We start from the raw sequence: 15,321 nt of genomic DNA on the forward strand, positions 1-15,321 counted from the left end.
ACATTTATTGACTGTATGTTGTTAAAGAACGTCAGATAAGTTTAGTTACTGACTGCTGTGTGTTCTGACTGGCCGCTTTAGCGGGGAAAGTCGTACTTTAGGCGGACAAAGCGTTGTGTTTGTTCGCAGCACAGAAACGAGATTATGGGGCAATTCCAGCAAACCGTCAACACTTATTTTTACGACGTTTTGCGTTCAATCCGGCATGGCCACTTCAACTTCTCGTGTAATTCGGGCCACTCCATCAACCCGTTTTACCCCGCGATTTCTGCGGGAGCCGAACTATAGCAAAATCCCACCGAACTCCGCAAGGGGTTTTCTAAAATAAATTCAATTTGCTGAAAAACCGCTAGTTAGTCAACCAATAAAATGGGGGTTATTAACCGTGTAATTTATTTGACCCTGTTTCCAACTAGTAAGAATTATTGGAAGTCAGGGATTGTTAGCTAATATAGTTGAGTGCGGTAAAATGTCGCCCCGTTTGACTGTTTTATCCTCTGGAATTCTATTTATGCTGCGCTTGACCGACATACAACTCCCTCTGGATCATCCTGAATCCGCCATTCGTTCTGCGATTTTGGGTAAATTGGGTATTACCGAAGATGCGTTGCTCAGCTTTGACGTATTCCGCCGCAGTTACGATGCGCGCAAGAAAACGGCCATTAACCTGATTTATACGTTGGATGTTGTCACCGACCGAGATGAAGAGTTATTAAAGCAATTCCATGGCGATAAAAATGTTACTCGCACACCCGATACAAACTATAAGTTTGTTACCCATGCAAATAATCAGAATTTTTCCCGTCCAGTCGTCATTGGAACCGGCCCTTGTGGATTGTTTGCTGGCCTACTGCTAGCGCAAATGGGCTTCCGTCCGATTATTTTGGAACGGGGCAAAGCGGTGCGTGAGCGCACGCAGGATACTTGGGGTTTATGGCGTAAGCGAGAATTGAAAGCCGAATCCAACGTGCAATTTGGCGAAGGTGGCGCAGGCACTTTTTCTGATGGCAAGCTATATAGCCAAATCAAAGACCCGAAACATTACGGCCGTAAAGTGTTGACCGAGTTCGTCAAGGCCGGCGCGCCCGAAGAGATCATGTATGTCAGCAAACCCCACATCGGCACCTTCCGCTTGGTGAAAATGGTGGAATCGATGCGGGCCAATATTATTGAGCTAGGTGGCGAGGTTCGCTTCAGCCAAAAGGTGGTTGATATTTTGCGCGAAGACGGTCATGTCCGCGGGATTAGCCTTGAGAGCGGCGAACAAATTGAAACTAACCACGTCGTTCTAGCGATTGGGCACAGTGCGCGTGATACGTTTGAAATGCTGTATGAACGCGGCGTCTATATAGAGGCGAAGCCATTTTCAGTTGGGTTTCGCGTCGAACATCCTCAATCAGTCATCGATAAATGCCGCTTCGGTCCGAATGCTGGCAACCCCATCCTAGGCGCAGCCGACTATAAATTGGTGCATCACGCTAAAAATGGTCGCTCCGTCTACAGCTTCTGCATGTGCCCAGGCGGGACCGTGGTCGCGGCGACGTCCGAGCCGAATCGCATCGTTACTAACGGAATGAGCCAATATTCACGCAATGAGCGCAACGCCAATAGCGCCATCGTGGTAGGAATTAGTCCCGAGGATTATCCCGGCCACCCTTTAGCGGGCATCCCGTTTCAGCGCGCCTTAGAAAGTCACGCTTACATTTTAGGTGGCTCAAACTACAACGCGCCGGGACAATTAGTGGGTGATTTCATCGCTAATCGTCCATCGACAAAATTAGGATTGGTCGAGCCATCCTATAAACCGGGGGTGCAACTTGGTGACTTAAATAGCGCACTGCCTGAATATGCGATTTCAGCGATTCGCGAGGCCTTACCTGCTTTTGAAAAGCAAATTCGTGGCTTTGCGATGCACGATGCCATTCTGACTGGCGTGGAAACTCGCACCTCTTCACCGATTCGCATTAAACGTAATGACCATGATTTACAAAGCTTAAATACACGAGGTTTATTCCCTGCTGGCGAAGGCGCTGGCTATGCCGGTGGAATTTTGTCTGCGGCAGTCGATGGAATTCGCGTTGCCGAACAAGTCGCCCTGAGTATTACGCAAAACAAAACGTAAAGCCCAAAATAAAAAGCTGGCAACTTGTTCGGTTACCAGCTTTTTTCATACTTCAAGCCAATCAGATTTTTACAGCGCTTCTTTCAGTTGCTCTAGAATCGCTGGATTTTCCAGTGTCGAAATATCCTGCGTGATGGTTTCGCCTTTAGCCAAAATACGCAGTAAGCGGCGCATGATTTTGCCGGAACGTGTTTTCGGCAAATTGTCACCGAAGCGAATTTCTTTTGGTTTGGCAATCGGGCCGATTTCTTTGGCCACCCAATTACGCAACTCTAACGCTAATTGTTTAGCTTCATCACCCGTTGGACGACTGCGCTTCAACACCACGAATGCGCAAATCGCTTCGCCCGTAGTTTCATCTGGACGACCAACAACTGCTGCCTCCGCCACCAATGGATTGGCGACCAAAGCCGATTCAATTTCCATTGTTCCCATGCGGTGACCAGATACATTCAAGACGTCATCGATACGACCGGTGATGGTGAAATAGCCAGTGTCTTTATTACGGATTGCGCCGTCACCAGCGAGGTAAATATTGCCGCCCAACTCTTCGGGGAAATAGCTCTTTTTAAAGCGCTCTGGATCATTCCAAATAGTGCGAATCATCGAAGGCCACGGACGTTTTACCACCAGCAAACCGCCCTGCCCATTTGGCAAATCATGGCCTGTTTCATCCACAATTGCCGCAGCAATTCCTGGCAATGGCAAGGTGCATGAACCCGGCACCAACGGTGTTGCGCCCGGCAATGGACTCATCATGATGCCGCCGGTTTCGGTTTGCCAGAATGTATCGACGATCGGGCATAGCTGACGGCCGATATTGTTGTAGTACCACATCCAGGCTTCTGGATTGATTGGTTCACCGACTGAGCCTAATAAACGCAGCGACGATAAATCAAACTTGCTTGGGTGAACCGAAGCATCACCGTCAGCCGCTTTAATCAATGAGCGAATAGCGGTTGGTGCAGTGTAGAAAATAGTGGTTTTGTGTTTCTCAATCGTGCTCCAAAAACGCGCTGCATTTGGATAGGTTGGAATTCCTTCAAACACGATTTGCGTCGCACCCGCGGCCAATGGTCCGTAGGCGATGTAGCTATGACCCGTGACCCAACCGATATCGGCAGTACACCAAAATACGTCGGTTGGCTTCAAATCAAAAACCCATTGCATGGTCTGCTTAGCCCATAGCAGGTAGCCGCCAGAGGAATGCTGTACACCTTTTGGTTTTCCGGTTGAGCCAGACGTATACAAAATGAATAACGGATGTTCTGCGCTCACCCATTCTGGCGTGCATTCTGCCGATTGGTCTTTCACCAAATCGTGCAACCAAATATCGCGTTCAGTCCAGTTAAGTTGCGCGCCTGTGCGTTGATAGACAATCACGTTGGCAATCGCTTCGCAACCACCTAATGTAAAGGCTTCATCCACGATTGCTTTTAGTGGCAATTGCTTACCGCCGCGCACTTGGAAATCGGAAGTAATCACGGCAACCGCGCCGGCATCAATAATCCGTTCTTGTAATGATTTAGCGGAGAAGCCGCCGAACACCACCGAATGGGTTGCGCCGATACGTGCGCAGGCTTGCATCGCCGCGACGCCTTCAACCGACATAGGCATGTAAATGATGACGCGGTCACCTTTTTTGATTCCTAGCGAGCGCAAACCGTTAGCAAATTTGCTGACCTTTTCGTGCAGTTCGCGGTAGCTGACTTTGTTTGAGCTGCCATCGTCAGCTTCAAAAATAATCGCGGTTTTGTCCACGTTACCGTTGGTTAAATGCACATCCAAACAATTGTAGGAAACGTTCAAATCGCCATCTGCGAACCAGGTATAAAACGGCGCATTGGATTCGTCCAACCCTTTGGTGAATGGCTTATGCCACTGCAGTTGTTCACGCGCTAGCTTAGTCCAGACGCCCTGCTCATCTGCCTGCACTGCATCGCACAGCGCTTGATAACCATCCATGCCAGACACGTTTGCTTGCGCTTGGAATGCGGCGGATGGTGGGAAAATTCGGCTTTCTTCTTTACCGGTATGTGTATCGTTAGTCGATGCAGCGTTGGTCATAGCAGTCTCCTTCGTTATGGTTTTCGTTAAGTTAAAAGTATAGTCTTACTCCGCCCTTACACTCCGCACTCGGGTCATTCATAAGACCGAAGAGTTGATCACAATTAGCGATTCGCTAACTAATTTAGCGCACTGTGAAGCGCATGAAATGAATAACAAATAATCATCACACGCGAGCAGCTAGAATGCCACGATTATCAAGCGATCTTAGCGATAGCGAACCATAGAATCAACTAGGTTCTTTGATCTACCTCACAGCAGGTGTAAAATGCCGGCCATACTAAGCACCATGAAGCAACTCAACGCGCCAAATTCTCAACTCAACTAGCCACGAATCTGACTACCATGACAATCATCAAACAAGACGATTTAATCGAATCTGTAGCCGCTGCCCTGCAATTTATCAGTTATAAAACACGCTGCGAAAAACCGCTTTAATTCAACGGCATACGTAGGTTTCCACTATAGCAATAAACCGCCATGTGCATCTTTAATACTAGATCGCATAACCTGTTGATTTATATGGGGTTTTAACTTGTTATTTCAACACTAAAATACTCAAAGTTGCATCTTGGTCGTACAAAAGATCAACAAAATAAATATCAAAATAACACCGATTTCCGAGTGTAAATTACCAGAAAAGAACACATACTGCTTCTGTAAGGCATAAATACATGCTTACAAGAGGAGCAGTAAATGGCACTAATAAAAAGAGGCGAGGTGTACCACGTGCGTACACAAGTCGCAGGCGTACTAATCGCAAAATCAACCAAAACAAAAAACAAACGCATCGCTGAACAGCTAGAAGCAAAATGGATTTCTGAAATTCATTCTGAAGTCGTTGTCGCTAAACGCATGCCGATCACAGTCGAAAAAGCTATCGAAGAATTTCTACTTAGTCGTCGTGGCACAGCTGGTCATGTCAACGCTGAAAATAAATTACAGATGTTCAGTGCACTTGCGAAATTGAAGCTGCATGAAGTCAAAGCAGCCGATGTGCAAAGCATCGCATTCCAATTACTTAACGATGAAGGCTACGCAATCAGCACAGTCAACACCGCTATCATTTACTGGAATGCAGTGCAGAATTTTTGCACCAAATCCAATTACACAGCCGGTCCAAAAATCAAACGCTTCAAAGGCCAAACTGGTCGCGTACGATTTTTAAGTGACGATGAAGTTATGCTGTTGCTTGCCAAGTTGAATCCGCAAAACGACGACTATCGTGAAAAGCGTCGTGCACAAGACAACTTAGATTTCACCGTTGCGCTATTACATACTGGCGCACGTGACAGAGAAATTGCCGACTTGAAATTGAATCAAATCGACATTGCAAATAATACGATCACCATTCATCGCAGCAAAGGCGGCACCGACACCACGCTGAAAATGAGCAATGCATTATCTGAAATGATCAAACGTCGCATTGCGGAAGCAGACAAACCCCTCGATGGCCTATTACTGCATGGCCGTGCTGGTAATGGGTGCTTATTTCCGGAACGTGCCAAGGCTCGGTATAACAATGAGTACTTGGGCAAGGCATGCGCTAAGATTGGCTTGAAAGACGTGAATCTGCACACACTCCGACATACGTTTGCATGCAAGATGTTACGGGCTGGAATTTCAATTGTGGAAGTGCAGCACTTATTAGGCCATCGCAATTTAGGGTCAACGATGTGCTATGCACACATGATCCCCAACTTGACTGCGGATCGTGCTGCACAGGTGTTAAACGCTTAATTGACATCGCCTTTACAGTATATATGCTGTCGTGTAACACGACAGCTCAGGACACAAAAAAGCCAGCGCGAAGCTGGCTTTTTGCATTACAGATTTTTGGGTTAGATAGTTCCTCCGAGGTCAACACCAATAGTGACAATGGCGCTGCAATATTCACGCATGGAACCTTGACTGGCAACTGCAATTTCTTGCAGCAGTGCTGCATTGACTTCATTACCAGTTAAGCCCATGAGTCGAAGGAAATGTCGCCCCATTTGTTCCATGTCGGCAGGCTTAGGTTGATTCATTTCAATCATGTGCGCGCGATCTTTCAGGCCACGTTCAAGTTTTTCCGGAAAGTTGGTTGTCATTATGAAGATGGTTTCTGTTGCATTGCTAATTAACGCTTTTAGTGAAGCCTGTGTTGCAGGCGTCAGAAGATCGACTTCATCCAGTATTTCGTAGTAATAACCTTTCGGCGATGTATGCACTACTGACTGAGATCGCTTATGCAAATCCTGCAACAACGATACTGAATTGTTGCCAAGTCCGCACGATGTAACTTGATAATAGTGCTGTGACTGCCACATGCTATTGGCATTTGCAGTGGGCATCAAATTACCGCTTGCTTCGATCAAATCGGGCAGCATTTTCGCCAGCGTAGTTTTGCCTGTACCGTTAACGCCCCACAAACAAATCGCTTGCTTACTCATCGGAAATGGCAGTTGTCCATTGACGATACGCTCAATCGTTTGTTTTGAAACAGCATCGCTAATTAAAAAATCAGCAAGTGACGCAGGTTGGAAAAGATTTATATTTGCCATGATATTTTCAGCGGAGCTTCCGCCCCGCTGCCTTGTAGTTAGATTTAGATAGTTGAGTTAAGTGCGAGGGACATTGCAGATTGCTTTGCAGGTGTTGCTGCTGCACTGATTTTCTGCATATCAACTTTGTGTGCCGTGTAGTGCGCTGCTAAAGCAGCTTTTACAACAGACTCGTTTTTGACCACACTGTTTACTTCCAGCTCGCCGGTTGGCAAGTAAGTGACGACCAGAAGCATCAGCTTATCGACATCATCGGTGCTGAACTCCATTTGTTTTGTGTCCGGCTTGAACAACATAAGCGGTTTGTTTTTTACTGCTGTGGTTGCAACTTCGACACGCTCTGCTAATGTAATTCCACCGCTTTTGGTAGCAGTTCGAATTTCTTCGATACCGCCCTTTTGTGCAATCCAGTCAGGCAGTGCATCAACAGTTAATGGTGTAGCGCCTTTACCTGCAGTTAGTGCTACACGCAGGGCCAAACTGTACGCACTGACGCGGCGACGGTCTTCACCAAAGACAGCCTTTACAACTTTGTTCATGCCGTGCGTTTTAGATAGGGTCTTGAAGCCGCGTGCATGTATAAAGCGATCCAGCCCCTTTGCTAATTGTGCTCTGGCTTCTTTTGTCGTTTCAGGCGACTTCATTACCAGATAGTAGTTGTAGCATTTAGCCAGAATGCTATACAGCCGAGCATGGCTTGCTGCCAGTTCCACACCTTCCCAGTTGCTGCGAGCAGCTTCCAGTTTTTCCAGCACATTCACAGCTGTAAAGCTGTCAATGTCGCTGTTTTTCAGTGCTGCATCAATGCCGTCGAATTCATTAACTAGCACTTGTCGTCCAACGCCGGGCAACACCGTAAATTCTGTCGCTGTCACATTTACTGTAGTTGCCGAGTTTGCTGCTACGTTTGTATTAATGTCCATCTTAAATCTCCTGTGTGATATCTCTGCAGCAGTGGCGTTATTGCCGTTAAAGATTTGCTGTTTCGATGTATCCATTAGAATTCTTTTACACACTTAATTGAATAATCAGATAGGATTGTGTTTTTATTTGTGTAAATTACGATGACGGCTAAGCTAAAACCGTGGAAATTGCGTGCAGCCGATTACAGCAAACCGGGCTGGCATACTAGGCCGACCGTTGGTTATGAATTAATGTTTGAATTTCTGCGGCTAAGTCCCAGCTATGAATTGGCTCGCAAAGCAAATCAAGAAGGGCTAACGGAAGATGACAAGAAATTACTACCCAACGACTTTAATCAAGTTCTCAAAACCTATAAGCTGCTGGGCAATGTGCAGAGATATTTATTCCGGTCTTGGTGGTTAAAACGCGGATTGAAAGTATTTGGCAATCCACATTCCAAACCCAAAGTGCATAAATTTGGATTCCTGCCGCATGGTGTTGATGTGTCACCGGATTTAGTTATGGACGATCTGGAAAAGATACTCAGCGACACCCGCCGTGACGAAGGGCTTGGCTCCACGCTTTTGATTTCCGTACCGCTGGGTCGTCGCAAAGGCGAAGTCCTTAAAGAAATCGGTCGTTTGCTTGACGCACAAGTTGACACCAGCGCCAGCGCCACAGCGCCATTAATAAAACTAGAAGGTCAAAGGCTGCGCGCCAAGGTTTTAATGAATGGAATTCGACTGCTCTGGATTAAGGCTGCAAAACCGAAGTGGGAACTATGGCGCCTGGGAGCGATGGCAAGACTAAGCAAAACCTATTCACAAGAGCTCGATCCAAAATCACCACGTAAGGCGTCAGACAAGATTTATGATAGAGATATGATGAGCAAAATTACCTATCGTGCATTACTCAAATTTGAAGCCGTCGCCGAAAATGCGGCTCGTGGAAAATTTCCGTCTGACGCACCGGTTGATCAAGTAACATTCGACTATCCGCAACTGGCAAAAATTATACAGCGTAAAAATATGTGGGAAGATCAGGAGAAGAAACGACTCCTTGACGCTTATGAGGCCAGACTTGCTCTTAAACTGCAGTTGGTGGCCGAACCATAGTGTCGTGTTACACGACATTGGAACTCGGAGGTTACAAATCTTGCTCCAATTGTGGTTTTATAAAGCAGAAAAGAACCCGACCATGAATAAGTCATCAATTCTAATATTCTCACCAGATAACGAGCCATATCTCGGCAGTCAACTACTTAAGCTGTTTGATGACACCATCGTCAAATCTATGGCAGTTCATCGGCAGCTGGGCGCGCGAACTTACGCAGCGGACCTATCACAACTGCAAATCGCCGCCACCGAAATAATCCCTCAAGGCGTGAGTATCGCACTGAGCATGAGGGAGTTGATAAGACAAGGGTATCTATTCTCTGCGGGAATTTTAATGCGCCCCCTTGTTGAGCGCGCAGGGATGATTTATTACCTTCATAAATATCCAGAAGCCGTTAGGTCTTGGCACGATGGCTGGCCGCGCAAAACGCAGCCGACATTTGACAAACTTCTCGACCTTATAATGCCATCAACATGTGATGAGGAGCGAAAAGAAACTCTGGAAATACTCAATAAGTTGGTGCATAGCGATCCCAAAACCGCATCTTACAATTCCACCACTAGATCGGATGGTCTGTGCGCTTCTGCTGCTGGCAAGGAACTTAACGAACCGATAAAAGCTGATGCAATAAGTGCATTTGCGACACGATGCCTCGACAGACTAACCAGTATATCGATCCAGATTCTTGGTGCGCCGAGCGAGCAAATCCATTGAGATGGAAACTTACATTCGAGAGATGGCCCCAATGTGTGTTGTTAGCGGCGGATCACGAATGACCGGGGTATGGGAAGGCAAAAATTATTGCCGAATTTCGCATTTCTCATCGCCGAATATTGCATTTGGCACACCCCAGCCAATCGAGGCCAAAGTACTTTGGCCGTTTACCATCAATAAGCCGCCATTCAAATGCCTGTCATTTTTAACTTGGAGTGTCGTGTTACACGACACTGAATTCGATTGGTGGGTAAAACTAAATTCAGATATCAAGCCAATTCGACCGCTGCGCGTTTTTGATTGTCGTTGCAGTCGATATAGACCTGCGTGGTCTGGATTGAACGGTGACCTGACAAGGACATCAGCACACGCACCCCAACACCTTTAGCTGCAAGATTAGTAATGAACGACCTGCGACCGCTGTGACTGCTTGCGCCGTCAATGCCAGCGTTCCGATAAAGATAATGGAAATGCTGGGTCAACGTATTTGCAGTGAAGCCTTCCCGGATACGCTTTTGTGTATAAAATAATTTCTGCCCCGGATTTGCGGATGCATACAGCGCCAGATATTTTGTCAGCTCTTTCTGGAGCTTTTCATTTACAAAAACTACACGGGCGTGATTGCCTTTAGTTTGTTCAGCATCCAAACGTATTTCACTGCGTACTTTTCCATCTGCGCCGAGCACGTCGGAAATACGCAGCGCAGCCACTTCCCCAACCCGCATTCCAGATAAATGTGTGACCAGCAGCATCGCCCTATTCCGTGCAGCGTGTTTTCTGGTAGCGACATAATCGAGTACGCGACGCAGTTCTTGCGGGGTTAAAGTTTTAGCTTGGCTCACGATATTCTCCTAATCAAATAATTTCCATACGCTTAGTATGTTTTCTTTGATTACGAAGGACAACCGGAAATGGCCGAAAAGTGAATCTCTATGCGATTCAACGAGATAACAGCGAAACCAAAGCATTCATACATTTCCTTTGGTTTGTGCTCGGTCAAATAATTATTGCAGTGCCGATTTTATTGCAGAGATAATTTGCGGGGTATATGCAATTTATTTTTCAGCTTCGCTACTCATGTATGCCCAGCGGCGATTAATTGGACTGCAGGGGATTTTATTGGGCTGCGTTAATTGAAAATAAAAAATTGAACGGCAGGTAAACAACAGGTTGCAGCCAACCAGATTACAACCGTGACTGAGTGCTTTGTGCCCATAGTTGACTGTCATGACCGTCCGCATAGGGCAACGCCAATTTGCTCGTTTTCTTATCAGTGACTGTCGCAAAATGGACGCAAAAGTCATGCGACTCGACAGTGTGGGGCATAAAAATTCTCAAACTCTGAAAGTATTAGTTGCGACCTAACAAAACGTTGGAAGTGAAACCGTTGCAATTTAAATAAATTATCGTTAAGAAATCCGATTAAATTGTTGAATTACTGCAATAGTGCGTAAGCCAGCAGGACGGTTAACGTATAATTCGTGGCTGTTTCAATCGGTGATACAACGAAACAATTCCACATTGTCGTTCTTTTAATTCATCAAAACTAAATTGGATCAGATTTGAATATTTTTTACCGAAAAGACATTGACGGTCTGCGAGCATTGGCCGTCTTACTCGTTATTATTTGTCATGCTGGATTCAAATCATTTTCCGGTGGATTTATCGGGGTCGACATTTTTTTTGTCATTTCTGGTTTTGTCGTAACGAATTCGATTACAGCATCACTCGAACAAGGGCGATTCCGATTTTCTGAATTTTACGTCCGAAGGGCGAAACGATTAGTTCCCGCACTTTACACGGTGATGTTAGTTACGCTTGCATTTGGCATTCTGCTTCTGGTTCCAGATGCCGCCTACAGTATCATGAAAAATATCGGCGCCGTTACGATATTTTCTTCCAACATTTATATTTCCAGCTTGATCGGATATTTTGATCCCAGTGCTGAAAATATGCCTCTGCTGCACACATGGTCTTTATCGGTGGAGGAACAGTTTTACCTTGTGTTACCACTGCTTTTATTCCTTCTGAGAAGACAATCTGATCGATCTAAAATATTGATAGATTCAGCTATTCTGATTGGATCGTTATCAGCATCTCAATGGGCGGTCTCAGTTGGGAGTCCAGGTTCCTATTATCTTTTTCAATTTCGGATTTTTGAATTCATGCTGGGAGTCATCGCGACCAGAATATCTTTTTCGCTGAGCAACTCAAGAAACAACGACGTAGTTTTATTGTTGGGCGTAGCCATTATTTTTGCCTGCGCTTTGACAATGGACGCTTTAACGCCGTTTCCCGGGCTAGCCGCATTATTGCCTTGCTTAGGCGCAGTCACGATTATTTTGTCATGCCAAAAGTCGCCGGTAGGACAAATTATTTTTGGCAATAGAAGCTCTGTGATGTTGGGGAAATTATCATACAGCCTCTATTTATGGCACTGGCCTGTATTTTTTGCGTTCCGACATTTTGATCTAAAATCGGCGTGGGCAATGTTCGGCGCAATAATCGTTTCATTGGTACTGACGGTATTTACCTTCCTGTATATAGAACAACCATTGCGTCAGATGAAAATGTCATTAAAAAAAGCAGCCTTGCTTTTCATTGGCATGCCCTTTTTGCTAGTTGTTTGCCTGACTGCCACAGGGAAATTGACTCACAATTTCCTTTTTCTTTATCCTCCAAAATTTCAAGAAATCTATAAAGTGCTCGCCGTTTCCAGACACGACAATCGGTCAACATTTGCGCAGAAAGAACTTCCTTTGCCAGCGAAAGATGTATTCGGAAATCCACTTGGCATTACTGACGCAGTCATATGGGGCGATTCCCACGCCCTTAGTTTTCGCAATTTTTTTGATGCATTGGGAAAAGAGTACAACGTGGCTATGTTTGATATGTCCTGGCCAGGATGTCCGCCTGTTTATTTTTCAGAAGCGTTGGCAATACCTGGTTCGGGAAAAAATATTCCGCCAAATGCAACCATATGCAAAACGAATAACGATTTGGTGATGAAGTACATTCTCTTCCATAGCGAAATAAAAATTGTTTTCATTTCAAGTCGATGGCTGACTTTCAAAGATGACTGGATTAAATTTGATGAAATTCATCCGATATTTTCAACAGAACAGGTAAAAAAATCACTGTTTGAAACGGTGAAAGTTTTGCAAGCATCAGGAAAGAAAATTGTATTTATTGATGATTTGCCTGAAATTCCAAAATCATTAAAGGATTGCGTAATTTCACGTGATACGTGGTTTGGAAAGAATAATTCATGTTCGATGCAGGCTGACGATGCATTAAGGCCATATAACGCGTACATCGCACCAGTTATGGCGGATTTACAAAGTCAATTTTCGGCGGTCACTGTATTACATACCTACGACGTTCTGTGTGATTTGAATTGGTGTCATACAGATATATCTGGTCACCAGATATATCAAGTGGACGATGTGAACCATTTGGCTCTTACGGCGGGCCCTATCTTTTATAAGGCATATCGCGAAAAACATCCGCTAGAACTGGATCAATTGTTTCACCGTCGGAGTACTTCTCAACCATTGGAAAAAAATGATAATACTGATCGTCCGATAGCGAGTAATGCCGAACAGCTTTAGTCGCTTTTACTTTAACTTGAATTACAAAATTCGAGGTTGAATCGATCACTATTTGTTCGACTGTTTGCAACGGTGTAAATCGAACAGTTCACTGTCTGCTTTGGAGCGATCTTTTAGCAATGATGACTGTCAGGACTGTGCCGACTGCGAACAGATGCCGACATACTGTCACCGTCCGGTTCATATTTATAACCTGACATACGTTTTGACACAACCACTGCCGTCTGCTGCCCTATTGAGCGTTTTGAGGTGCGTTCCCATCGTATTTAAATTTGTATCCGATTTGGACGCAGAAGAGCATCATCTTATCCACCGGCATCACTTTGAGGGCATGGTCACCAGAAAATAAGCCGCCAAGCTTAGCCACGTCTGGTTGGCTTTCAGATTCGGGGAAACCAACCGAAACGTTATCGCTGCCATCAGTTGGATATGAAGCGATCATAAATTTTTGATGGTTCATGAGCGCTAAATTAGTATAAACACACATCATCCAGCGCGACCCTACAGCGCTTCGCGTGTCGAATCCAGGAATGTTCAGAATCAAAACGCGATCAGTACTGGAGACCACTTTAGCCTTGTATTCAATATTCGAAAAGCCTGTCTCTTTTGTATTGAACTCTATTGTTTCTCCGAATGCGGATATACACGCCCAACTCAATAATGCGGCCAAAGCTATTTTTATATTCATTATTATCCTCAAATTGAAGAACTTTCTCACTGACGGCAATGCAGCCGTTTTTTGCCATTCAAAGAATTTTATATGCGACGGCTCATTCTCAATCGATTTAAATACATCACTCGCTGCCAGATTGGGTTTCAGCGGTAGACTCTGTCTTCGCCTTAGTTATAGGACTGTGTTTTTTGGCGGTTTCTATTTTTTCACTGGCCATCCGTGAAAAACTTCCAATTAGATCGGGTGCTATTTTAATAGCCTGCTTGAATAGATCAGAATCCAGCAATTCGTGCCAAGGGCTTCCATGTGTTTTGTGCTCAACAAACCGCAGTGGCTGTTCATCGAGCCGGGCCAACGCAGATGAAAAGAGTTTGTTCTGGAAATCTGCATCGAGATTTACGGCCTCTCGTCGATAGCCTTCGTAGGCCTTTGAGATTGACGCTTTGTATCCGTAATCTTCGGCTAACCGGAAACGCTGACCAATTTGTTTGGTTGCAATCCAAGCAAACCAAACAGGGGCACCGACAGAAAGTAACGACAAAAATAACCGTGTCCAGACTATTATCGGTGGAGTGGAAGATTCAATCGCGACGGAAAGTTGATTAAGTTGATGGCTCCCAAAAACAGCGCCTGCGCAAAGTGCTACAACCAAACCGATGACCCAATAAATCATTGACCTTGTAAGTAATTCAGCTCGGTCATGGAATGCTGCCGCCAATCCGAAGCTGGTGGACGTCCGCATAGCATCTTCGCATCTATTTATTATATCGGTAGCAGATTCAGTACTGGATTTAAGTAAAGAGTCCCAATCATGTTTTCGCTTATCTATTTCCTGATTGTAAATTGCAATATCTGAATGCAGTGTGGATTCACAAAGTTTTATATCATCGAGAATCTTTTTCACAGCACCTTGATCTTTTGCTGTTAAATCGCGAAGTGATTGAATTTCTTCGCGCGCCTCACGGAGAGTGGCGAGATCGGTTGGAAGTTGGTCTGCGGCAGAGTGCGCCTCCACAATCTGGGCCGCCATCGCTTCAAGGGCATCAACTTTCGGTTCCAGCGCAGCAACGCGGCTTACCATGCCTCTTAGCTTTGTCTGTATATTTTTCGCAGTTTTAGCATCTTCCACAACTTTTTCATGATCCAACAATAGAACTGGTGACAAATCACGCTCAAGGCATTCGAGGGTAAGCACATATGCTGGAATTGCATGAACACCGTTTCCATTAAAAAGGTGAGGAATCGTGTTCCCTATGAGAAATTGAAGCCGATCAGGATACGTCCCAAGATATGCTTCGTTTACTTTTAAGTGATCGCCACCTAATGTCGTAATTTTGTTTGCTAAAGTGACCGCAATATTCGCCAATTCATGGCGATCTACAACAGCCTGATTCCAAGTCGAATGGATAATACCGGCGGCTCGATCCTCACCAGTCGATCCTTTTACAGCAACAGCTACTTCCCGAAGCTTTAATTCCAACGCAGTGAGAACCGGATGCATGTCGATGCCTTTCTTCTTTAAAATTGTTTAGAGACAATAACTTTTCTAGTGTTGCACCTAGAGTCCCGGTC

The 15,321-nt window shown here is 45.3% G+C and carries 11 protein-coding genes; 5 read left to right on the forward strand and 6 right to left on the reverse strand.

Going from position 1 to position 15,321, the window contains the following annotated elements; translation table 11 throughout:
- The first annotated feature begins 511 nt into the window (after window positions 1–511).
- Complete coding sequence (locus E2I14_RS14050; protein WP_133329626.1) at window positions 512–2,122, forward strand: NAD(P)/FAD-dependent oxidoreductase; 1,611 nt, start codon at window positions 512–514, stop codon at window positions 2,120–2,122.
- A gap of 69 nt (window positions 2,123–2,191) precedes the next feature.
- Here the strand turns inward: E2I14_RS14050 and acs are convergent, their stop codons facing one another.
- Entirely contained in the window at window positions 2,192–4,189 is a 1,998-nt protein-coding gene (acs, locus tag E2I14_RS14055; RefSeq protein WP_133329629.1) for an acetate--CoA ligase, read from the reverse strand.
- 696 nt (window positions 4,190–4,885) lie between these two features.
- Here acs and E2I14_RS14060 point away from each other — a divergent pair.
- A complete protein-coding gene (locus E2I14_RS14060) occupies window positions 4,886–5,929 on the forward strand; it encodes a tyrosine-type recombinase/integrase (RefSeq protein ID WP_133329631.1) in 1,044 nt (347 codons plus the stop codon).
- Window positions 5,930–6,030: 101 nt separating this feature from the next.
- Here E2I14_RS14060 and E2I14_RS14065 read toward each other — a convergent pair whose 3' ends face one another.
- Both E2I14_RS14065 and E2I14_RS14070 read right to left on the reverse strand, forming a co-directional pair.
- Window positions 6,031–6,732, reverse strand: a complete 702-nt coding sequence (locus tag E2I14_RS14065; RefSeq protein WP_133329633.1) for an AAA family ATPase — start codon at window positions 6,730–6,732, stop codon at window positions 6,031–6,033.
- 44 nt (window positions 6,733–6,776) lie between these two features.
- Complete coding sequence (locus E2I14_RS14070) at window positions 6,777–7,730, reverse strand: hypothetical protein (protein ID WP_133329635.1); 954 nt, start codon at window positions 7,728–7,730, stop codon at window positions 6,777–6,779.
- 66 nt (window positions 7,731–7,796) lie between these two features.
- Here E2I14_RS14070 and E2I14_RS14075 point away from each other — a divergent pair, with 66 nt between their 5' ends.
- Window positions 7,797–8,750, forward strand: a complete 954-nt coding sequence (locus E2I14_RS14075) for a hypothetical protein (RefSeq protein WP_133329637.1) — start codon at window positions 7,797–7,799, stop codon at window positions 8,748–8,750.
- Between the two features lie 82 nt (window positions 8,751–8,832).
- Entirely contained in the window at window positions 8,833–9,465 is a 633-nt protein-coding gene (locus E2I14_RS14080) for a hypothetical protein (protein WP_133329639.1), read from the forward strand.
- Window positions 9,466–9,734: 269 nt separating this feature from the next.
- Here the strand turns inward: E2I14_RS14080 and E2I14_RS14085 are convergent, their stop codons facing one another.
- Window positions 9,735–10,307 (reverse strand): tyrosine-type recombinase/integrase, encoded by a 573-nt coding sequence (locus E2I14_RS14085; protein ID WP_133329641.1) that lies wholly within the window; start codon window positions 10,305–10,307, stop codon window positions 9,735–9,737.
- A gap of 720 nt (window positions 10,308–11,027) precedes the next feature.
- On the opposite strand from E2I14_RS14085, the gene E2I14_RS14090 reads away from it, so the two are divergent.
- Window positions 11,028–13,076: an acyltransferase family protein gene (locus E2I14_RS14090; protein WP_165967838.1), complete on the forward strand. Its 2,049-nt coding sequence runs from the start codon at window positions 11,028–11,030 to the stop codon at window positions 13,074–13,076.
- 232 nt (window positions 13,077–13,308) lie between these two features.
- Here E2I14_RS14090 and E2I14_RS14095 read toward each other — a convergent pair whose 3' ends face one another.
- Window positions 13,309–13,764 (reverse strand): hypothetical protein, encoded by a 456-nt coding sequence (locus E2I14_RS14095; RefSeq protein WP_133329644.1) that lies wholly within the window; start codon window positions 13,762–13,764, stop codon window positions 13,309–13,311.
- A 106-nt stretch (window positions 13,765–13,870) separates the two neighbouring features.
- Window positions 13,871–15,250: a hypothetical protein gene (locus tag E2I14_RS14100; RefSeq protein WP_133329646.1), complete on the reverse strand. Its 1,380-nt coding sequence runs from the start codon at window positions 15,248–15,250 to the stop codon at window positions 13,871–13,873.
- Window positions 15,251–15,321 lie beyond the last annotated feature (71 nt).

Origin of the sequence: Sapientia aquatica (assembly GCF_004358105.1) — a bacterium.
Taxonomy (GTDB): domain Bacteria; phylum Pseudomonadota; class Gammaproteobacteria; order Burkholderiales; family Burkholderiaceae_D; genus Solimicrobium; species Solimicrobium aquaticum.

What these genes read in the sequence shown, in the direction of transcription:
- E2I14_RS14050 (WP_133329626.1), top strand. Translation starts at nt 512, where the DNA reads ATGCTGCGCTTGACCGACATACAACTCCCTCTGGATCATCCTGAATCC.
- acs (WP_133329629.1), bottom strand. Translation starts at nt 4,189, where the DNA reads ATGACCAACGCTGCATCGACTAACGATACACATACCGGTAAAGAAGAA.
- E2I14_RS14060 (WP_133329631.1), top strand. Translation starts at nt 4,886, where the DNA reads ATGGCACTAATAAAAAGAGGCGAGGTGTACCACGTGCGTACACAAGTC.
- E2I14_RS14065 (WP_133329633.1), bottom strand. Translation starts at nt 6,732, where the DNA reads ATGGCAAATATAAATCTTTTCCAACCTGCGTCACTTGCTGATTTTTTA.
- E2I14_RS14070 (WP_133329635.1), bottom strand. Translation starts at nt 7,730, where the DNA reads ATGGATACATCGAAACAGCAAATCTTTAACGGCAATAACGCCACTGCT.
- E2I14_RS14075 (WP_133329637.1), top strand. Translation starts at nt 7,797, where the DNA reads ATGACGGCTAAGCTAAAACCGTGGAAATTGCGTGCAGCCGATTACAGC.
- E2I14_RS14080 (WP_133329639.1), top strand. Translation starts at nt 8,833, where the DNA reads ATGAATAAGTCATCAATTCTAATATTCTCACCAGATAACGAGCCATAT.
- E2I14_RS14095 (WP_133329644.1), bottom strand. Translation starts at nt 13,764, where the DNA reads ATGAATATAAAAATAGCTTTGGCCGCATTATTGAGTTGGGCGTGTATA.
- E2I14_RS14100 (WP_133329646.1), bottom strand. Translation starts at nt 15,250, where the DNA reads ATGCATCCGGTTCTCACTGCGTTGGAATTAAAGCTTCGGGAAGTAGCT.